The sequence below is a fragment of the Photobacterium carnosum genome (genome assembly GCF_002849605.1).
Lineage (GTDB): Bacteria > Pseudomonadota > Gammaproteobacteria > Enterobacterales > Vibrionaceae > Photobacterium > Photobacterium carnosum.
Genome location: NZ_NPIB01000007.1, coordinates 1 through 20,245, shown reverse-complemented (window position 1 = coordinate 20,245; position 20,245 = coordinate 1). Strand labels below are relative to the sequence as shown.

16 protein-coding genes and 2 pseudogenes are annotated in these 20,245 nt (G+C 37.4%); 11 read left to right on the top strand and 7 right to left on the bottom strand.

What is annotated here, in order from left to right:
* Nucleotides 1–17: 17 nt before the first annotated feature.
* Complete coding sequence (pncB, locus tag CIK00_RS07860; RefSeq protein WP_101768343.1) at nt 18–1,217, bottom strand: nicotinate phosphoribosyltransferase; 1,200 nt, start codon at nt 1,215–1,217, stop codon at nt 18–20.
* A 379-nt stretch (nt 1,218–1,596) separates the two neighbouring features.
* Here pncB and pepN point away from each other — a divergent pair, with 379 nt between their 5' ends.
* The 8 genes and pseudogenes from pepN to rmf all read left to right on the top strand — a co-directional run bounded on the left by pepN (nt 1,597) and on the right by rmf (nt 13,280).
* Nucleotides 1,597–4,227: an aminopeptidase N gene (gene pepN, locus CIK00_RS07855; protein WP_101768342.1), complete on the top strand. Its 2,631-nt coding sequence runs from the start codon at nt 1,597–1,599 to the stop codon at nt 4,225–4,227.
* Between the two features lie 121 nt (nt 4,228–4,348).
* On the top strand, nt 4,349–4,567 hold the full coding sequence (locus CIK00_RS07850) for a DUF2835 domain-containing protein (RefSeq protein ID WP_101768455.1): 219 nt from the start codon (nt 4,349–4,351) through the stop codon (nt 4,565–4,567).
* Nucleotides 4,568–5,126: 559 nt separating this feature from the next.
* On the top strand, nt 5,127–6,137 hold the full coding sequence (gene pyrD, locus CIK00_RS07845; protein ID WP_101768341.1) for a quinone-dependent dihydroorotate dehydrogenase: 1,011 nt from the start codon (nt 5,127–5,129) through the stop codon (nt 6,135–6,137).
* A 450-nt stretch (nt 6,138–6,587) separates the two neighbouring features.
* Entirely contained in the window at nt 6,588–8,726 is a 2,139-nt protein-coding gene (gene rlmKL, locus CIK00_RS07840) for a bifunctional 23S rRNA (guanine(2069)-N(7))-methyltransferase RlmK/23S rRNA (guanine(2445)-N(2))-methyltransferase RlmL (protein WP_101768340.1), read from the top strand.
* 57 nt (nt 8,727–8,783) lie between these two features.
* A pseudogene (locus CIK00_RS07835) lies at nt 8,784–8,986 on the top strand (glutaredoxin family protein).
* A gap of 6 nt (nt 8,987–8,992) precedes the next feature.
* Entirely contained in the window at nt 8,993–10,915 is a 1,923-nt protein-coding gene (gene uup / locus CIK00_RS07830; protein WP_101768339.1) for an ATP-binding cassette ATPase Uup, read from the top strand.
* Nucleotides 10,916–10,926: 11 nt separating this feature from the next.
* Nucleotides 10,927–12,936, top strand: a complete 2,010-nt coding sequence (locus CIK00_RS07825; RefSeq protein WP_101768338.1) for a DUF3466 family protein — start codon at nt 10,927–10,929, stop codon at nt 12,934–12,936.
* A gap of 170 nt (nt 12,937–13,106) precedes the next feature.
* Nucleotides 13,107–13,280, top strand: coding sequence for a ribosome modulation factor (gene rmf, locus CIK00_RS07820; RefSeq protein ID WP_101768337.1), 174 nt, complete (start codon nt 13,107–13,109; stop codon nt 13,278–13,280).
* Between the two features lie 317 nt (nt 13,281–13,597).
* Here rmf and fabA read toward each other — a convergent pair whose 3' ends face one another.
* Together fabA and CIK00_RS07810 are read right to left on the bottom strand one after the other, a co-directional pair.
* Nucleotides 13,598–14,113 carry a 3-hydroxyacyl-[acyl-carrier-protein] dehydratase FabA gene (gene fabA, locus CIK00_RS07815; protein ID WP_101768454.1) on the bottom strand — a complete coding sequence of 172 codons (516 nt, stop codon included), beginning with the start codon at nt 14,111–14,113 and terminating at the stop codon, nt 13,598–13,600.
* A gap of 68 nt (nt 14,114–14,181) precedes the next feature.
* Complete coding sequence (locus CIK00_RS07810; RefSeq protein ID WP_101768336.1) at nt 14,182–15,897, bottom strand: AAA family ATPase; 1,716 nt, start codon at nt 15,895–15,897, stop codon at nt 14,182–14,184.
* Between the two features lie 195 nt (nt 15,898–16,092).
* Between CIK00_RS07810 and matP the strand changes: the two genes are divergently transcribed.
* The 3 genes from matP (at nt 16,093) to CIK00_RS07795 (ending at nt 17,395) form a co-directional block, all read left to right on the top strand.
* Nucleotides 16,093–16,554: a macrodomain Ter protein MatP gene (gene matP / locus CIK00_RS07805; RefSeq protein ID WP_101768335.1), complete on the top strand. Its 462-nt coding sequence runs from the start codon at nt 16,093–16,095 to the stop codon at nt 16,552–16,554.
* Between the two features lie 66 nt (nt 16,555–16,620).
* Entirely contained in the window at nt 16,621–16,926 is a 306-nt protein-coding gene (locus CIK00_RS07800; RefSeq protein ID WP_101768334.1) for a DUF3634 family protein, read from the top strand.
* Between the two features lie 67 nt (nt 16,927–16,993).
* On the top strand, nt 16,994–17,395 hold the full coding sequence (locus CIK00_RS07795) for a PPC domain-containing DNA-binding protein (RefSeq protein WP_101768333.1): 402 nt from the start codon (nt 16,994–16,996) through the stop codon (nt 17,393–17,395).
* A gap of 34 nt (nt 17,396–17,429) precedes the next feature.
* Here CIK00_RS07795 and CIK00_RS07790 read toward each other — a convergent pair whose 3' ends face one another.
* From CIK00_RS07790 to CIK00_RS07775, 4 genes and pseudogenes are all read right to left on the bottom strand, one after another.
* Nucleotides 17,430–17,675: a hypothetical protein gene (locus CIK00_RS07790; RefSeq protein ID WP_101768332.1), complete on the bottom strand. Its 246-nt coding sequence runs from the start codon at nt 17,673–17,675 to the stop codon at nt 17,430–17,432.
* A gap of 115 nt (nt 17,676–17,790) precedes the next feature.
* A complete protein-coding gene (locus CIK00_RS07785; protein ID WP_101768331.1) occupies nt 17,791–18,207 on the bottom strand; it encodes a hypothetical protein in 417 nt (138 codons plus the stop codon).
* Complete coding sequence (locus tag CIK00_RS07780) at nt 18,197–18,991, bottom strand: winged helix-turn-helix domain-containing protein (protein ID WP_101768330.1); 795 nt, start codon at nt 18,989–18,991, stop codon at nt 18,197–18,199. Before CIK00_RS07780 ends, CIK00_RS07785 begins: the two co-directional genes overlap by 11 nt.
* A gap of 356 nt (nt 18,992–19,347) precedes the next feature.
* Nucleotides 19,348–19,922: pseudogene (locus CIK00_RS07775) on the bottom strand (helix-turn-helix domain-containing protein); the annotation flags it as partial.
* Nucleotides 19,923–20,245: the final 323 nt, after the last annotated feature.

The following is a 20,245-nucleotide window of genomic DNA, read 5'->3' as shown; positions in this document are numbered from 1 at the left end:
ATCGCGGTAGGTTGTTCTTATTCGTTTACTAATTGAAATGCGGTACGTAATTGATCAAGATAGTTTTCATCACGACAAATACTTTTACCTGGTTCATCTGATATTTTGGCAACCGGTCGACCTTCACACTCTGTCAGTTTTAAAACGACATTCAGTGTTTTTACACCAGGTAGATCACAGGTAAGTTGCGTACCAATACCAAAGCTAACATTAACATTATCATTAAAGTGCTTGTAAATGACTAATGCTTTATCAAGCGTTAGACTATCTGAAAAAACTAATGATTTCGTTTTTGGATCAATGTCTAAAGCTTGGTAGTGTGCAATGGCTTTTTCACCCCAAGAAATAGGATCACCACTGTCATGACGTAAACCAATAAAACGCTCAGATAAACGCTGATCGAAGTCACGTAAGAATGCATCCATATTGATACAGTCTGTTAGAGCAATGCCTAAATCGTGAGGATACTCTTGTAACCAGCGGTTAAGTGCTAGTTGTTGAGAATCAGCTAATTCACCAGATAATTGTTGATGAGCTTGAAACCATTCATGAGCTTGAGTGCCAACGGGTGTTAATCCGCGAGTATAAGCTAAATAGTAATTTGAAGTGCCTTTAAATTCAGGCATATTATCTTTCAAATAATCAACTACATGATGATGAACATCTTTTGAAAAACGGCGGCGAGTACCAAAATCCACTAACGCAAATTGGCTTAAATCACAGTCTTTTGCATCGTGATAAAAGCGATCAATTTTTGTTTTTAGTTGCTCAATAGCAATGGCAGCTGTCGCTTGTGGATAAAGATGCTTACAACGCGTTTCACAAATAATGGCAAGTAAAGGTACTTCCCATAAAATGATATCAAGCCATGTACCACGAATAGTTATAGCCAGTTGATCACCTGAGACATCAACGTCAACGTCATTTGCTTTAAGTTTAAAATCTTTTAAGAAAGCAAGGTAATCAGCATGGAAAAAAGTTAGAGTCGATAGAAAATCGAGTTCACCTTGGGTGAAAGATAAGGTCGCAATATGATCAATTTGTGCTCTAATTTCAGCCGCGTATGGGCGTAGATCTTCTTCGCTACGGCAATGAAATTCTGCCACAGCTTCAACGCCTGGGTATTGATGAAAAACCGCTTGTTGCATATGCAGTTTATAAGCATCAGTATCTAGCAGGGAATCGATAACCCTATTATTGTGTCTGTTATTATTCATACCTGGTAGTAGATACTCACATTAATAAACTTAAAGAATTTATTTTTATAATTATAGGATCTTTAAATTCAATGTCTTGGACATGGTTTATAAGGTTTAGTAAATAAATAACTAAACTATTTAACTGGTGTGAGATTGTGACCTAAGAGGTGAACTACGTCAAGGAATATCAAGTTTAGGTGTTGTGACTGTTGCATTAATCATCTCAACGTGTATCGCGATTAAAGTACGGAAACGATTACGTTAACAATAATAAATGTTGTCTATTCATTCAAGCTTGAAAAGTGTTATTGGTGACACAATATTATTAAATAGCAATCAACATTAATCGGTAGCTCGTGCATGCAGCATTTGAGCAATCATCAAGGATATAAAAATAATGACAGAACATTCTACTGTGACTCAACCTGCAGCAAAATATCGTTCAGACTATCGCTCGCCTGATTACACCATTACGGATATCGATCTGACATTTGACCTTCATGATACCAAAACAACAGTTGTTGCCGTTAGTCATGTTGTACGAATTAGTGATCAAACAAATGCTGAATTAGTGTTAGATGGTGATGATTTAATATTGATCAGTGTGAGTGTGAATGGCCAAGCGTGGTCAGATTACCACCAGCAGTCAGGTCATTTAACCTTGGCAAACCTTCCTGCTGATTTTGAATTAGCAATCACGACTGAAATTAATCCTGAAGCGAATACGCTACTTGAAGGTTTATATAAGTCAGGTGGTGGTTTCTGTACACAGTGTGAGGCAGAAGGTTTCCGCCGCATTACGTTCTATTTAGATCGCCCAGATGTTTTGGCGCGTTTTACTACCAAAATTATTGCAGACAAAGCCGCTTTCCCATACATGCTAAGTAATGGTAATCGCATTGCAGAAGGTGAGCTTGATAACGGTCGCCATTGGGTTCAATGGCAAGACCCATTCCCAAAACCATCTTACTTATTTGCACTTGTTGCGGGTGATTTTGATGTATTGCGTGACACATTCACTACCATGAGTGGACGTGATGTTGCGTTAGAGATTTTTGTCGATAAAGGCAACCTTGATCGTGCTGATTATGCAATGGCATCATTAAAGAACTCAATGAAGTGGGATGAAGAGCGTTTCGGTCTTGAATACGATCTTGATATCTACATGATTGTGGCGGTTGATTTCTTCAATATGGGTGCGATGGAGAATAAAGGCCTGAATGTCTTTAACTCTAAATTTGTATTAGCAAATCCAAATACCGCAACAGATACTGACTATCAAGGTATTGAAGCAGTGATTGGTCATGAGTATTTTCATAACTGGACAGGTAACCGTGTTACTTGTCGTGATTGGTTTCAATTAAGTTTAAAAGAAGGCCTAACCGTTTTCCGTGATCAAGAGTTTTCTTCAGATTTAGGCTCTCGACCTGTTAACCGTATTGCTAATGTGCGTATTGTACGTGGCCCACAATTTGCTGAAGATCGTGGCCCAATGTCACATCCGATTCGTCCTGAAAAAGTCATTCAGATGAATAATTTCTATACATTAACCGTGTATGAAAAGGGCAGTGAAGTGATTCGTATGCTGCATACCTTATTGGGTGAAGCAAATTTCCAAGCGGGCATGAAGCTATACTTTGAGCGCCATGATGGTACAGCAGCAACCTGTGATGATTTCGCACAAGCAATGGAAGATGCTTCTGGGATTGATTTAAGCCGTTTCCGTCGTTGGTACAGTCAAGCAGGTACGCCTGTTGTTAGTGTATCAACCGCTTATGATGCATCAGCGAAGAGTTACGCTGTCACTATTAAGCAGCAAACGCTACCAACAGCCGAGCAAGTTGAAAAGCAGCCACTGCATATTCCGTTTGATATTGAACTATACAATAGCAAAGGTGAAGTGATTGCCTTACAAATCAATGGCGAAACAGTACATAACGTACTTGATGTAAAAGACGCCGAGCAAACATTTGTATTTGATAATGTTGAAGAACTGCCTGTTATCTCAATGCTACGTGAATTCTCTGCGCCTGTTATTTTAGAATATAACTACACAGACGATGAGTTAATTTTCTTAATGGTTAATGCATCAAATGAATTTGCTCGTTGGGATGCGGGTCAGATGCTATTGGCTAAATATATTCGCCAAAATGTTGAGCAAGTACAACAAGGTCACAGTGTAACGTTACCTGACGCTGTGATTGATGCGTTCCGTGGCGCATTACTGGACGAAAACCTTGATCCCGCTTTCATTGCCGAAATGCTAACGCTGCCGAGTGAGAATGAAATTGCTGGTTGGTATACTACGGTTGATGTTGATGCGATTAATCAAGTTGTAGGTGCATTTACCCAATTACTTGCTTCTGAAATGGAAGATGAGTTTAGTGCTATTTATCATAGCTTAACTCAAGGTAGCTATAGCTTAGATCATGCGGCAATGGCACAACGCGCACTGCGTAATAAATGTTTGTCATACCTAGCATATACAGCGCAAGGTAATGCATTAGTTGCTGCGCAATATAAAGCGGCTGACAACATGACAGATACGATGGCTGCAATGTCGGCTGCTAATAATGCCCAACTTGCTTGTCGTGCAGAACAAATGGCTGATTTTAGCGACAAGTGGAGCCACGATGGTTTAGTGATGGATAAGTGGTTTATGCTGCAAGGCACCAATCCTGCGGCTGATGCATTAGCAAATGTGCGCAAGACTATGAACCATCCAACATTTAGCCTGAAAAACCCTAACCGTACTCGTAGCTTAGTGGCGGGTTTCAGTGCTAATAACCCAGTACATTTCCATGCAAAAGACGGTTCTGGTTATGCATTTTTAACTGAAATATTAACGATTCTAAACACCAGTAATCCACAAGTAGCGGCACGTTTGATTGAGCCTTTACTTAAACTTCGCCAATACGATGCTAACCGTCAACAACTGATGCGTGAGCAACTTGAAAAGTTAGCCGCGATGGATAATTTGGCTAAAGACTTGTTTGAAAAAGTACAAAAAACACTTGTTCAAAAATAAGTGATTGATGTTTTAACGTGAGTGTAAGCGAAAGCCAGTGACTGATTGATAATAGTCACTGGCTTTTATTTTATCTTATTGTTTTAAAGATTTTATATAACAACGAATGGGGGGATTAGCGATGCGCAGTTTTACGTTTACTATTAATATTAGTTACACTCTTTTTTTGCAACACTATGCGGGTGCTGCCAGTAATGTGGTGGTTGTAACTGATACTGGCTTAAAGCTTCAACTTCCTGCAATAAGACTACGAGGTTTTCTAACCCATGCTGGTATTACAGGAAAATTCCGTGTCATGGTTAATACTGATAATAAATTTGAGACAATTGAACGCCTTTAATGCTTATTTTGGCTTTATTTTATAGGTTATTAAAAATGGCCCAGATAATGACATTGCATGCTATTTGACGACGCTGCCACTGTTCACCTCCCATAGAATGCCATCATTATTGATATTGTTGTGATTTAGTATAAACAAATAAAATCAAAATTAAAATGTAAGAGAGGACGCGTTCGTAGTTATTAATGAGAATAGCGGCTTTAAAATAATAGCTATAGCAGTAATACACCACCCGTTTACTCAATATTTTGTCTACATCTTTTAATGTTGCGGGTTAAAAGCATTGGGGGTTTATGTTTATCGTAAATGGAATGTATTAATAAGTAAGCATTATGTAAGGTTAGTGTTGTTAGGTTGGTTGCTTTTCTGATCTGTACGAAAACGTTTGCTTTTTGTTATTATTATTTGAAATAAACTCTACTTATAACTCATTGTAAATATTGATATAAAATATAAGTCTATGTTTTATTGATAATAATCAAACAAATAGGGATTGTATTTAGCCTTGTAACTGTGAATAATACCACCCCGTTTACACGGGATTTTTAATGGAGTTATAATGTTATATCGCATCGCACGATCCGCTATTTTCCAGCTGGATGCAGAAAAAGCACACGACCTCGCTATTCAAAACTTTTCTCGCTTTACTGGCACTCCTCTTGATTTCTTCTATCGTCAACATGTTCCTGAACGTCCTGTTGAAGTTATGGGTATTACGTTTAAAAATCCTGTTGGTCTAGCCGCTGGCCTAGATAAGAATGGCGAATGTATTGATGCATTTGGCGCTATGGGGTTTGGTTTTATTGAAGTTGGTACTGTGACACCTCGTCCTCAGTTGGGTAATGATAAACCGCGTTTATTTCGTTTAATTCCTGCTGAAGGTATTATTAACCGTTTTGGTTTTAATAATTTAGGTGTCGATAAACTTGTTGAGAATGTAAAGAAATCGACTTATGACGGTGTTATTGGTATTAACATCGGTAAAAATAAAGACACACCTATTGAAAAGGGCGCTGAAGACTATTTAATCTGTATGGAAAAGGTCTATCAGTACGCTGGCTATATTGCGGTTAACATCTCTTCACCAAACACACCGGGATTACGTTCGCTACAATACGGCGAAGCATTAGATGATTTATTAGCACAGCTAAAACAAAAACAAATCGAGCTTGCTGAATTACATGGTAAGTATGTTCCATTAGCACTTAAGATTGCCCCCGATCTTGATGATGATGAAATTGTTCAGATTTGTGAATCTCTTATTCGTCATAATATTGATGGTGTTATTGGTACGAATACCACATTAGATCGTACCTTGGTTGAAGGCATGGATCATTGTGATGAAATGGGAGGCTTAAGTGGTCGTCCATTACAAAATAAGAGTACTGACGTTATTCGTAAAATGGCGATTGCCCTTAATGGTGCATTACCGATTATTGGTGTTGGTGGTATTGATTCTGCAGTATCTGCGCGTGAAAAAATTCAAGCGGGTGCGCAATTGGTTCAAGTCTATACGGGTTTTATTTATCACGGTCCACGTTTAGTTAAAGACATTGTTAACGGTCTTTAATATAACCGTATGATGTAATAAGACTATTATCTATTTAGCCAAATTGAATGTGATGTTCAATTTGGCTTTTTTATATCTGCAAATTAATACCCATCAATTTTTTGATTAACATCTGATCTCAACAGTGCTGGTGGCTTTAAGTATTAAAATCAATTAATTGAATGTTATGTCACCAAGTGGTTCATTGTTTTTATAGCAATTTGCATCTAATAATAAATACCTGATTTGAATCTGTTTTTTCCTTATGAAAATAGTGATGAGATTTTGGATAGTGACGTTTTAGTTGCAAATGTTTACGCTGTATTTGTGTTCAAATAACAAAGATAGAATGTCCATAAGGAATCAAAGGCTGCCTTTTTCTGCTAATTAACAAATTGATTGTGGTAAAAACGAGGTATTTAATGTGATTTCAGTTATAATTCGACGCAATATTAGTGTGAAAAGAACGCCATGAATCAATATTTAGCAATTACTTCCCGCGGCCTAGAAAACTTGCTTGCGGATGAACTAGAACAATTAGGTGCACAAGAGATTCAAGTTGTGCATGCCGGTGTCCGTTTTAAAGCCGATCAAGCAATGGCTTATCGTTGCTGTCTATGGACACGTATTTCATCTCGAATCATCCAAGTGTTGAGTGAGTTTAATGTCCGTGACGATATGGACTTATACTTAGGTGCAACGGCAATTAATTGGATGAGCCACTTTGATAGCAATACCCGTATTGTGGTTGATTTCAATGGTACTAACCGTGAAATCCGTAATAGCCAATACGGCGCAATGAAAATCAAAGATGCGATTGTTGACCGCTTTACTAAAGCTGATCTTCGTCGCCCAAATATCGATCGTGAAAATCCAGATCTACGTATTCATATGCGTCTTTCTGGTGAGAAAGGTATTCTTGGCCTAGATATGGCAGGTAGCGGTTTACACCAACGTGGTTACCGTAGTGAAGCCGGTCGTGCGCCATTACGTGAAACACATGCTGCTGCATTAGTGATGAAAAGTGGCTGGACACCAGAAACTGCATTGTTAGATCCAATGTGTGGTTCTGGTACGTTAGTCATTGAAGCTGCAATGATAGCCGCTGATATTGCACCTGGCCTTAAACGTAAGCGTTGGGGCTTTGAGTCAATTAAAGACTTTGACAAAGAAGCATGGTTAGAGATTCATGCTGAAGCGACAGTGAAAGCACGTCGTGGTCCTTCAAAAGTAACGACAAAATTCTTTGGTCGTGAAATGGATCAACGTGTATTAGCGATTGCTCGTGATAATGCGGGTCGTGCTGGCGTGAAAGGTTTGATTGATTTTGCCTACGGTGATGCAACACAACTGATTCGTCCTGAAGGATTTGAAACAGGCATCATTCTTTGTAACCCTCCTTACGGTGAGCGTTTAGGAACAACATCTGAACTTATCTCATTGTACAAAGAGTTTGGTAACCGTTTAAAACTTGCTTTTGAAGGCTCAGTTGCGGCTATCTACTCTGGCTCGAATGAATTGTTAAGTTGTATGCGTATGCGTGCAGATAAACAATTTAAATTAAGTAATGGTGCTCTTGATTGTGTACTTAAAACATACTTAATTACTGCTGGTAGTGTTAAGAAAGAAGAAGGTGAAGAAGAAGGCGTTATCGTTCAAGAAGACGTAGCTCCTGATTTTGCTAACCGCTTAAAGAAAAACATCGCTAAGTTAGGTAAATGGGCTAAGCGTGAAGGCATTGATTGTTACCGTATTTATGATGCGGATCTACCTAACTACAATGCTGCTATCGATAAATACAATGATTACCTTATCATTCAAGAATACGCAGCACCAAAGACGGTTTCTGAAGAAACCGCTCGTCGCCGTATTATGGATGTATTACGTGCCACGATTGAAGTAACAGGCGTTGAGCCAAATAAAGTTATTTTAAAAGTACGTGAGCGTCAAAAAGGGCGTAATCAATACCAAAAGCTATCAAGTGCAGAACGTCACATGACAGTGGATGAATACGGTATTAAGTTTAAAGTGAATCTTTATGACTACCTTGATACAGGTCTATTCTTAGATCACCGTATTACGCGTCGTATGATTAGTCAAATGGCAACAGGTAAAGATTTCCTTAACTTGTTTGCTTACACGGGCTCTGCAACGGTTCATGCAGCAGTAGGTGGCGCTAAATCAACAACAACAGTTGATATGTCGAATACTTACTTACGTTGGGCTCAAGAGAACATGGAGCTTAATAACCAAGTAGGTGATCAACATGAGTTTGTTCAAGCTGACTGTCTGCAATGGTTACAAGAAGTTGATGATACGTTTGATCTGATCTTTATCGATCCACCAACGTTCTCAAACTCTAAGCGTATGAAGCAGACGTTTGACATTGAACGTGATCACATCATGTTGATGGAAAATCTAAAACGTATGTTACGTCCAGAAGGACAAATTATATTTTCTAACAACAAGCGTCACTTCAAGATGGATCTTGAAAAACTGACTGAACTTGGCCTACAAGCGAAGAATATTTCAGACAAGACCTTACCAATTGATTTCGCTAAAAATAAGCAAATTCATAACTGTTGGATTATTACCCACAAGGAAGACTAAGTGTAAATCACACTTTATAGCACATAAGGATGTCATCTCTGCGAGCAAGCTTATGGTTTGCTGGTGGAGGTGGGTGTGCAGTATCAAGTAAGCATCGTTGATATTGCGTTGACGATGCTTTATTTTCTCGTTACGGTATAACTATCCCCGTACTCTCAATTCTAAATCATGATGTTCACACTATTTCGGCGCCAGAACGTCATTGGCCATTTGACCGAAATAGGTTAGCAGCATGGTTAACTACTTATAAGCTTGGTTAAAATAAGATGGCACTAATTAAAATCAGTAACGCTCAACTAGCCTACGGCGATCATGCATTACTTGATAAAGCAGAATTTCTTCTTCATTCACATGAACGTGTATGTTTAGTGGGTCGTAATGGCGCAGGTAAATCAACGTTAATGAAAGTAATTGCTGGTGAAGTATTACTTGATGACGGTACCGTTCAACGTCAAAATGAGCTGGTGGTTTCACGTTTAGAACAAGATCCACCACGTAATGCTGAAGGCTCAGTATTTGATTATGTTGCTGAAGGTCTTGCTGATGCTGGTCGTGTATTACGTGAATACCATCATCAGTTAGATTTAGTGACAGAAGATCCAAGTGAAGCAAATATTAATAAGCTAGCGCGTATTCAAGAACAAGTAGACCATCATAATGGTTGGCAGCTTGATACACGTATTGCCGCAGTGTTAGAAAGTTTAAAACTTGAACCAACTGTATTATTAACAGATCTCTCTGGTGGTTGGCAGCGTAAAGCCGCACTTGCTCGTGCTTTAGTGTGTAATCCAGACATCCTATTATTGGATGAGCCAACGAACCACCTTGATGTAACAACTATTGAATGGCTAGAAGGTTTCCTAAAAGACTTCCGTGGTTCAATTATCTTTATTTCTCACGACCGTGCATTCATCCGTTCAATGGCAACACGCATTGTCGACCTTGATCGTGGCCAATTAACGTCTTTCCCTGGTGACTATGAAGGTTACCTTGATGGCAAAGAAGAGATGCTACGTGTTCAAGCTGAACAAAATTCATTATTTGATAAGAAGCTCGCACAAGAAGAAGTGTGGATCCGTCAAGGTGTTAAAGCTCGTCGTACGCGTAACGAAGGCCGTGTTCGTGCACTGAAAGCATTACGTAACGAACGTAGCGATCGTCGTGACGTTGTTGGTAAAGCTGATATGCAGCTACAAGATGCGAACCGTTCAGGTAAGATTGTCTTTGAAGCGAAAAATATCAGTTATAGTTACGGTGATAAGCCAATCGTTAATGATTTTAGCTTTAACGTAATGCGTGGCGATCGTATTGCATTAATTGGCGCGAATGGTTGTGGTAAGAGTACGCTAATCAAGGTCATGCTTGATCAACTGCAAGTTACCGGTGGTGATTTCCATTGTGGTACTAAATTAGAAGTTGCTTACTTTGACCAATATCGTGAAATTCTAGATCCAGAAAAAACAGTAATCGATAACCTTGCTGATGGTAAGCAAGAAGTAACCATTAATGGTAAAACTCGCCATGCGTTAGGTTACCTACAAGATTTCTTATTCCACCCACGTCGTGCTCGTACACCGGTTAAAGCACTATCTGGTGGTGAGAAAAACCGTTTACTACTGGCGAAATTGTTCCTTAAGCCTAATAACTTGTTGGTTCTCGATGAACCAACAAACGATCTAGATATCGAAACATTGGAACTTTTGGAAGATATTCTTGCCAATTATCAAGGGACATTGCTTTTAGTAAGTCACGATCGTCAATTTGTTGATAATACTGTGACTACAAGCTGGATTTTTGAAGGCGATGGTGTTGTTAACGAATACGTTGGCGGTTACCATGATGCCCAATCTCAGCGTGCAAATTCTTATGCTAATCAAGCGAAAGAGCAGGCCGCTCAAATTGAATTAGCAAAAAAGAAAAAAGCAGAACAAGAACAAAAGCAGCAACAAGAAACACCAAAACGCGTAGGTAAGAAGCTATCTTTTACACTTCAACATGAGTTAGCTGCTTTACCGAAAAAAATTGAAGACTTAGAAAATGAAATCGCAAAATTGCAGGTACTCGTTAATGATCCTGCGTTCTTCTCGGATCCGAAGAATGATACTCAAGCGACGCTAACAGCTTTAACGAAGCTTGAAGCCGAATTTGAAGTTGCATTTGAACGATGGGAAGAGCTGGACGCGATGTAAAAGGAATCCTAATGCCACATAAGATGTTAAAGCTTTCTACACTTGCTATTTTAATTGCCGGCGCGTCACAAGTGAGTGCTGCTGTGTATACGGTTGTACCTGTTGATCAGAATAGTACATTAAAGGATCAACCTTATTTTGATAAAGCACAATCAGGTGCTTCGCTTTTATATTCGAGCACTGGTATTCAAGATTCAGGAAGTGATTCAAGTTGCTTTACTGCTGATTGTAAAAGTGAAACGTATAAAGTAACAAGTGAAGCACGTCGAGGTACAGAAGGTACACCGATTGCAGATACCACACCGTATAATCAAAATAGCCAAGATATAGTCAAACAATCTCAATTACGTAGCTATTGTGATAACAACCTAGGTTATGGTATTTGTGATATTTGGGCTGAAAATCAATTTTTTGGTCGTGATTATGCTGATAATGATGAATGGAATGGTCAAGGCGTAGGTGGCTTACAGAAAAAACAAGCAGCTTGGGTTAATGGTTACCACTCAAACTCTCAAGGTTTAGTTAATGGTGTATCAGTAGAGACCTTTGCTTCAAATGCTGAAAGCTACACAGGTACGCAAAAAGCCAACCTTGGTGATATTATTGCAAACACTACAGATACTCTTGTAAAGGGCACTGTAGGGACTGATTTTGTTTATGGTATTACGTCATCATCACTATTTAAAAATGTATCTGGCATGCCTAGAGCGTTTGAAAAGCGTGGTTTTGTTAATACAAATGGTCAGTCTGTTCAATTAGCGCCAGTATCAACATCAACGTCTAATGAACTTGTTTCTAATATGGGACAGACACTAGCCAATGATGCGGTTATGTTCGATGGTAAGCTATTTGTTGTTGGTTCATCATCTTATGCGGCAAGTTTTTATGCGAAAAATGGTAATGGTGATTATCGTGATGATGAAAACAAATTACCAAACGCAGATGACATTTTAAAAGACAGTCCACAAAACTTAGATTTTAACAGGCTTAAAGATTGTACAACCAATGCATCTGAGAACCTTTATTCAAATTGGGAATGCCAGTTTAGTACCTTTGCTAACGAAGCTGCATATTGGCTAGTGAATGCAGACGGCACTGTAACATCTCATGCTATTTCTGCGGGAAGCGGTGATAATCGTGATGGTTTAGCTGTTATTGATAAAGACAATGATTCACTATCATTCCAAGCATCAGCACAAGCAGTAGCATTAGATACGAATGGTAATCCAATTGTTGTTGGTTATTCGACTAATGATGTTAACAATAAATTATATGCGATACAGGCAGCATATTTTACGGCTCCTGTAGGTGATTTATCATCATGGACACGTACTCTAATACCTGGTTTAGCAATTAGAGAAGATGATAGTGGTGATTTTAGTTACACTATGGCAAATGGCGTTAATAGTAAGTCTGTGATTGTAGGTGATGCAAAAGGTAATGGTACAAAACCACAACGTGCATTTATCTATCAAGTTGATCAAGGAAATGCTAAGTTCTTTGATCAACTAGTACCTTCACTGTTCTTTAAAGATTCAAACAGTAATGCAGCTGCGATCAATAATAATGGTCAAGTTGTAGGTTGGGTTGATATGGAAGCAAGCAATGGCGCAGAAGCGCGTCATCGTGCCTTTACTTACATCAATAGTACAGCACAAGGTCCACTCAAGACTGGTGGAGCTTGGATGCTTGATGATCTAACTAACGATCCAAGTGCTGGTGTCGGTTCTTTGGCAAACTCATACCGTATTTTAAATGCAACAGGTGTTAATGATGCTGGCGTGATTGCAGCGACAGCATTTTATTGTGATGGTGGTTATGATAATTTAAGTAAATTATCACCTTGCTCTCTACCTAAAAAAGAAGTACAAACAATCGTAAAATTAGTACCTAAAAATATTGATGCAGTTATTCAACCACGAGCGCAAGATGAAGATCAACCATTGAAGCGTTCTGGTGGTTCACTCGGTATTTTAGCTTTGACAGCGTTAGGTTTTATTGGTTTCAGAAGAAGAAAATAATTTATTAATTAAATTATTTAATCATAACGGGCTCACAATTTGTGGGCCCGTTTTGTTTTTAAGCTTGATCAATTTCATAATCTGAACCATTTTTAAAAGGGAGCTATAACACTCCGTTATTACTTTATTGTAATAAAAAGTACCAAACAGATAAGGATGAGGATCGAACTATGAAGAGACAAAAGCGGGATCGTTTAGAACGCGCACAAGCTCGAGGTTATCAAGCCGGTTTAAATGGCCGTTCTACAGAGGATTGTCCATATAATGGTACAGATACCCGTACGAATTGGTTAGGCGGTTGGCGAGACGCAAGAGAGGAAATGCAACAAGGTCTCTATAAATAAGATAACCTCCCTCATGGTTAACCTTTCTGATGCCCCTTAGGAGAAGGGGCTTTTTATTACGTAAGTCATTATTGCCATCATTTTATTGTGATGATGTTTATTATCCTTGCATAAAAAGCTATCTATTTTCTATGTTTTATTGACGCGTGGTTAAATTAGCAAGCATTAGATTTAAATACAATGTGTTCGTAGTTATATTTTTTAGGTGATGGCTGGTGGACTTAAGATGAGATCAAATACTATTTATTACCCTAAAATAGGTAAAAAAAAGCCCTGAAGAAGACTTCAGAGCTTTAATGTTTTAACTTCTAGTGGAATTAGAAGTTGTCGGTATCTTTGAATAGTCCTACTTTAAGATCTTTAGCAACATAGATTTCTTTGCCATCAACAAGTACACGGCCATCGGCAACACCCATGATAAGCTTACGGTTAATAACACGTTTAAATTGAATGTCGTAAGTTACTTTTTTAGCGGTTGGTAGAACTTGACCTGTGAATTTAACTTCACCAACACCCAGTGCACGGCCTTTACCTTCGCCACCAGACCAGCCAAGGAAGAAACCAACAAGCTGCCACATGGCATCTAAGCCAAGACAACCGGGCATTACGGGATCACCAATAAAGTGGCAGTTAAAGAACCATAGGTTAGGGTTGATATCTAATTCCGCATGGATAAACCCTTTGCCGTGGTCTCCGCCTTCAGCTGAGATATTAACTACACGGTCAATCATCAGCATATTGTCTACTGGTAATGATGGAAATTCAGGACCGTATAGCTCGCTTTTTCCACATGCAACTAGTTCTTCGTGTGTATAAGAATTCTGGCGTGTCATTAGAATCATTTACTCCTTCAAAAGTATGCAAGCAATTTAGCTTACACGTGTACGCTAAACAACTCGGATCAGTTCTGGCCCAACCAGTTGGAAATCATTAATCGAAGTCGATTCATAATACCAATCTGATCAGAAAGGTCACCATGGTGGAAATAATCGATGCGTTCTTCAATTAAAGAGAGGATTGTTTCATCATCTTCATTTTCACTGCGGAAGGCTTTATTTGTAAGACGAGGGATCGCCTCATCAACATTATTCACCGCCCAGATATGGAATTGTTTTGCTTTAATAGCTTCAATCACTTCATCGTTTAAGCAAAGGCTAGATAGGTTAGTATGCGGTAAAATCACACCTTGGTTACCAGTAAGGCCGCGATGAACACAAACCTTATAGAAACCTTCAATCTTTTGATTAATGCCGCCAACAGCCTGTACACGACCAAATTGATCAACGGCACCTGTGACTGCAATTTCTTGATTAATGGGTTGAAATGATAACGCCGACACTAATGCACAAAGTTCAGCTAACGATGCACTATCACCATCGACTTCTGAATAAGATTGTTCAAAGACAATTGATGCTGAGTAGGGAAGCGCTTGATCTAAATCGAGTGCTGTTGCAACAAAGGCCTGCATAATCATCATGCCTTTTGCGTGAATATTACCACCAAGTTCAACTTTTCGTTCAACATCAGTAATATCACCATCGCCAAAATGGACTACACAAGAAATTCGTGCGGGTTCACCATAAGCATGTGGATGTCCAGGCATTTCAACCACAGTTAAACCATTAACCTGACCAACTTCTTCACCTTCAGTTGCGATTAATACTTGACCATGGTGGATATCAGCAATTGCACGCTCAGGTAAATATGATTCGCGATATTCTTTAGCTCTCAATGATGCTTTAATGTACTCAGCAGTGATTGGACGGCCTTCTGATTCTACAGCGGCTTCTGAGAGTAAATTTAGATGCCACAATGGGCATAATGGTAAGCGCGTTTGGTCTTCTGCGTGACGAGCGCCTGCAAATAACAGAGCTCGAATTGCGTCTGAGTCAGCAAGTGCGGGTAAGTTATAGTATTGGATAATACCTTTAATATAACTGATGTAATCAGTCATCGTCGCTTCATTAAGCAATAGATCTTGCTCAAATTCACCGTACATAGCCATACCATCACTTAAATCTGGCTCTGCAGCATCAAGTTCAGCCATGAGATAACGTTCGCCTATAATTATAAGCTTAACGTTAACCGTTTCTGTTGCTGGTAATTCATAGAGACTTTTATTAGTGATTGGTTGCCACTCAAGCTGACCATTCATCAAGACATTCTTTAACTGTGGCCATAAGCTTGGATCGCTTAAAATTGCAGTAATAGATAAAACAAGATAGCCGTTATGTGCTTGATGAAGTAAACCATATTTAAGTTGGGGTTGTGTCTCACCATTTTTAGCCGGATAAACTGCGCCAAATAATTTCTCATGAGTGACGTTGTCACCAGCAATGATAATTGGCTGTTCTACGGTATTTTCATTATTGTTGCTTGATTTGTTAATGCTTTTTTTTAGCAATTCAATAATGTAATCACGATATAACGTGTTATCGGAAGCCGTAATGCGTAGAATGCGTGGCTGTAAATTCATCGCGGTGAAGCGGCGTATAGCATCGGACAAGCGAGATTGAAGGATGCCGACCAGAGTAGGTTCTAGATCATCATATTGATCTAATACGTGCTGATACGGGCTGTAATCTGGAAACATGTTACGCCAAGATTCTTCATGCATAAATTTATGATTTCTATTGTTACTGTGAAAAGATGTGCAGTATAAAGCAATCAAAGGACTCATAATAGACACTTATCGTCTATATTTAAATTTCACTATTAAGGTTATTTAATATTGAGGGAAGAGATTGTTATTTTGCTTCGCAGGAGTTACACTGTAACTGTCAGTATAAATAGTTCGAGACTTATTAATCCTATGAAATATCAGCAACTTGAGAACCTTGAAGCAGGTTGGAAATGGACTTATTTGGTAAAAAAATGGAAAGAAGGAGAAGCAATAACAAGCTTTATTGATCAAAGTGAAGCGGATGTAGCAATAAAAATATTACTGGATATTGAGCATGAACCAACTAAGGTTATCGAATGGATTAATAACAATATGGCGAATAGTTTAGAAAATAAGCTAAAGCAAGCCATTCGAGCTAAACGTAAGCGACATTTTAATTCAGAACAAACACATACGAAAAAGAAATCAATTGATTTGGATTTTCGGGTATGGGAAAAATTAGCTGAAAAATCACAAGAGTTGGGTTCGACGTTATCAGATACTATTGAATATTTGATCAGTGAAAGTTCTCGTATCGAACAAGTGAATCAAACTGTTTTAAATTCAAAAAATGATCTCACTCAGCAACTTAATTCAGATTCTTTTGAGTAATACACTTTTTGATTAAGTCGGTAGTGCTTTTCTTTTTAGTTAAATTTAATTATTGAGAGGTGTGTAATGGAATATGTTCTTTTATTAGCGGTTGTAGTCGTTTTTCTTGTATTTAAAGATCGTCCTATAATGGTGTTAGAGTTTAAAAATGGTGAGCTTATTAAGACGAAAGGACAAGTACCTTCTGGATTTAAAACGGCTTGCAAAGAAATCGCTCATAAAACACCATTTTCTGGGCGTGTAAAAGTATATAAAACACGATTTGCTACAAAATTAGATTTTTCAAATACAATTCCTGCTAAAGTAAAACAACGAATTAAAAATGTTTTTCCACATAATATATCTACATCTAAACGTGGGAAAAGAGCATAAAAATATAATTTAAGAATAAAAAACGTTATTCTTAAAGATAGCGTTTTTTATTTAAATAAGGTTAAAAATGATAACGGCTTACGCAAAACGATTATTAAAAGGGGATGATTTACATCATTCACTATTAGAATTTATTCAATTAAATAAGATACAATCGGGTTCCTTATTAACAGGTGTTGGTTGTTTATCTCAAGCTAAAATTAGATTAGCGAATGAGCAAAAAATATTACATCTTGATGGGCCATTAGAAATTATATCACTATCTGGAACATTGACGCTTAAGCATGTTCATATACATATATCTGTGGCTGATGGAGAAGGGCGGGTATATGGTGGTCATTTAGTCTCTGGTTGTATAGTGTCTTATACGGCAGAGCTCTGCATGATTGAATATAATAATTTAAATTTTGAGTGTGAATATGATCATCAAACTGGATTTGATGAATTGGTTATATTGAAGCGTGATTAATAAGCCCAAGTGATTCATTCTTGGGCTGTAATTATTATCCAATAGATTTAAGTAATGCTTCTTTACTTTGAATAAAAAAAGCGATTTTTCCTTTTAATTCAGCAAGTTCTTTTTCTGCGTTTAAACGTAGAATGATTTCTTTTTCTAATTGTTCACCTACTTCAACAGCTAAATAACCACCTTTAATTAATGCTTTTGTTGTTACATTTGTTTTTGTTAAAGATTTTAATGATTCAATCATGTAATAATGTTGTTCAATATCTCTTATTGTAATAGCCATATATATCCCTTTTATTATTAATGATATCAAAATGATAGCTGCTCGTGAATACATTATTCTAACGCACTATAACTTTATTGATATTAATAAACAACTCAGCTATAACCTTTACCTTTTAACTGACAATTCTTTTGCCTAATAATACTTCAGAAACTTTATTATTGGGGCAAGAAAAAGGAGAGTGTGATATATAAATAGCATCACCTGATCGTAGTGAATCAATAAAAAAATTACTAAACATTAACTGAGCATTGTTCTCATCTATATGTTCCATTCCAAATATATAATAATGGTTTTGGAAGCGTAAAAATATACCATTTAGACGACTAGAATAATCGTTATTACTACATTTCCTTGAAATTAACATAGATGCGTAACCATCATTCAATGTTAACTGCAATGTGTTTTGTGTAATATTGTTATTTTTTATTGAAAATTTATATGTAGCTTTAGTATTAACAGAGCTAATTATTGCTTGTGTGATTAAAAAAACAATAGCAGTAAGAATGCCAATAAGCGCTTTATTTAACACTACATATTTCCTGTTTAATAGTAGAAGAGTAATCAACAAAATGATCATTATTCACACTAAATAATTGATAGTAGTTACATCCTTTACTTATAGGGAATGCATACCATTGACTGATATTGCTATTATCATTCTGTAATATTGCATTTTGTACTGGTTTAGGTAAATCGATACCATTATAAATCACAGGAAGCCCCTCAACAGAGGTTGTATCAATAAAGAACAGAAAACGATAACAAATCATTAATGTAGAAAAGAAAAAAATGATAATAATAATAATGTCAAAAAATGTAACATTAAATATGGATGTTTTTTTAATAGTCACATTTTTCAATTCTTGACTGATTATCTTTTCTTTTTTTTCCATACTACCAATAGGTTGTTCTTCATTTAAAATTAGTGTGTTTTTATTACCTCTCTTTATTACATCATTTTTTGGAGGATGAGAGCCATCATCAATGAGTGCTAATTGTCGAATGCAATAACCTAATTTAGGCTCTGTTGTTATTATTTTATGCTCTCCAATTTTCGCAAAAGCAGTGCGTAAATTTTTGATTGCGACCGTTAGTGAATTGTTAGTTACAATTTTTCCTTGCCAACATTCAGCTAATAAGACCTCTCTATATATCGTATTATTAGCTGACTCAGCAAGAAGAGTGAAAATTAAGGTCTCTGATCGAGAGGCTTTAATAAAAGCACCATCACTAATTCGCGTTATAGTTCTACGTGAAAAATCAATATCGAAACGCCCAAGACGTTTACAAGCGCCGTTTATTTCATCGGTCATTTTTATTCTTATCTATCAGTTTTAGCTATAAAACAATAGCTAAATTGTCATCAAACACACTATATCTAAACAGACAAAGTATCTTAGTATTTTATACAAAACCGTTAAATATGCAATTGTGAAATAAGTATAACCAGTATTAAATCTATAATGTCATGGTAATGTTTATTCTATTTGAACGGTTATCTATACATTATTATCTTAATTTTAAATGTGTGCCTATTTATGATACTAATCAGGTTTATTATTTGAAGTAATTAATTGTGATCAAAGTGAATTATAGAGTAGGGAAGTCAGCATTTTAAATTCATAGAATAGTTAAAGTCTAATTTTCAATGACCATATTGGATCTCAATCTTACCATGTTGCTCAACATATTCGCGCGTTGTCACCATGTAATCAAACGCAGATTCTGTTTCGCTAAACCGCAAGTTCATCAGTTTGCCGGTGGCATCATCAATGAAAACCAACAAACAACATTTGTCGCTGCGGCCTTCAAACCAATCATGATGTGAACCATCTATTTGAATTAACTCACCATAACAATCGCGACGATAACGAGGTTGATAGACGCAAGGCGCGGAACCCAAAGACCATCAGCGATCATCCATTGACGTAAAGTTTCTAATCCGATCTTAATACTGTGGCGTTCAATCAGTTTTTCACGTGCCAATGTGGGTCCGAAGTCTGCGTAATATTCGTGGATGAGATTTAAGCATTGAGATCGTATATCCGCATTAATTTTATTGCCTGGTGATTGTCCACGCCGCTGATGAACTAAACCAACAGCACCAAGATCTCGATAGCGTGTTATTAATCGTTGAACCTGACGAACGCTGACATTAAGAAGCTGTGCAGCATCTTTACGTTTGATTCGTTTTTCACAAACATCACGAATTGTACCTAAGCGAAATATCTCTTTTTCATTCATGGAAACCAACATATTTTGTTTAACTCAAATTGATCAGCAGATACTGATCACTATAGAAAAACAGGACATTTTAGCTTTGCAGAAAAGAGACACTTTACCTTGGGACCTACATCATTATTCCCCGATTAAAATGTCTCCTTTTAAGATAGTTCATTGTGGTAAAAATGGGTTATAGAGTAGGGAAGTTAGGGCTTTTTTCTGGGTGAACTAACACTGGATTTATTTCTTCAAGTTGACGGATTGCCCGTTGTTGGGCTGTACGTTTAGGGGCGCTTTTACTGCGACTACGCTTTTGTTGTTGGTCATATTGTTGCTGTTTTGCT

Excerpts from the sequence above, each read along its gene's own strand:
- CIK00_RS07810 (WP_101768336.1), bottom strand. The coding sequence starts at position 15,897 with ATGCATGAAGAATCTTGGCGTAACATGTTTCCAGATTACAGCCCGTAT.
- CIK00_RS07800 (WP_101768334.1), top strand. The coding sequence starts at position 16,621 with ATGGAATATGTTCTTTTATTAGCGGTTGTAGTCGTTTTTCTTGTATTT.
- pepN (WP_101768342.1), top strand. The coding sequence starts at position 1,597 with ATGACAGAACATTCTACTGTGACTCAACCTGCAGCAAAATATCGTTCA.
- CIK00_RS07780 (WP_101768330.1), bottom strand. The coding sequence starts at position 18,991 with ATGACCGATGAAATAAACGGCGCTTGTAAACGTCTTGGGCGTTTCGAT.
- fabA (WP_101768454.1), bottom strand. The coding sequence starts at position 14,113 with ATGACACGCCAGAATTCTTATACACACGAAGAACTAGTTGCATGTGGA.
- CIK00_RS07850 (WP_101768455.1), top strand. The coding sequence starts at position 4,349 with ATGCGCAGTTTTACGTTTACTATTAATATTAGTTACACTCTTTTTTTG.
- pyrD (WP_101768341.1), top strand. The coding sequence starts at position 5,127 with ATGTTATATCGCATCGCACGATCCGCTATTTTCCAGCTGGATGCAGAA.
- rlmKL (WP_101768340.1), top strand. The coding sequence starts at position 6,588 with ATGAATCAATATTTAGCAATTACTTCCCGCGGCCTAGAAAACTTGCTT.
- CIK00_RS07825 (WP_101768338.1), top strand. The coding sequence starts at position 10,927 with ATGCCACATAAGATGTTAAAGCTTTCTACACTTGCTATTTTAATTGCC.
- CIK00_RS07795 (WP_101768333.1), top strand. The coding sequence starts at position 16,994 with ATGATAACGGCTTACGCAAAACGATTATTAAAAGGGGATGATTTACAT.
- uup (WP_101768339.1), top strand. The coding sequence starts at position 8,993 with ATGGCACTAATTAAAATCAGTAACGCTCAACTAGCCTACGGCGATCAT.
- matP (WP_101768335.1), top strand. The coding sequence starts at position 16,093 with ATGAAATATCAGCAACTTGAGAACCTTGAAGCAGGTTGGAAATGGACT.
- pncB (WP_101768343.1), bottom strand. The coding sequence starts at position 1,217 with ATGAATAATAACAGACACAATAATAGGGTTATCGATTCCCTGCTAGAT.
- CIK00_RS07790 (WP_101768332.1), bottom strand. The coding sequence starts at position 17,675 with ATGGCTATTACAATAAGAGATATTGAACAACATTATTACATGATTGAA.
- rmf (WP_101768337.1), top strand. The coding sequence starts at position 13,107 with ATGAAGAGACAAAAGCGGGATCGTTTAGAACGCGCACAAGCTCGAGGT.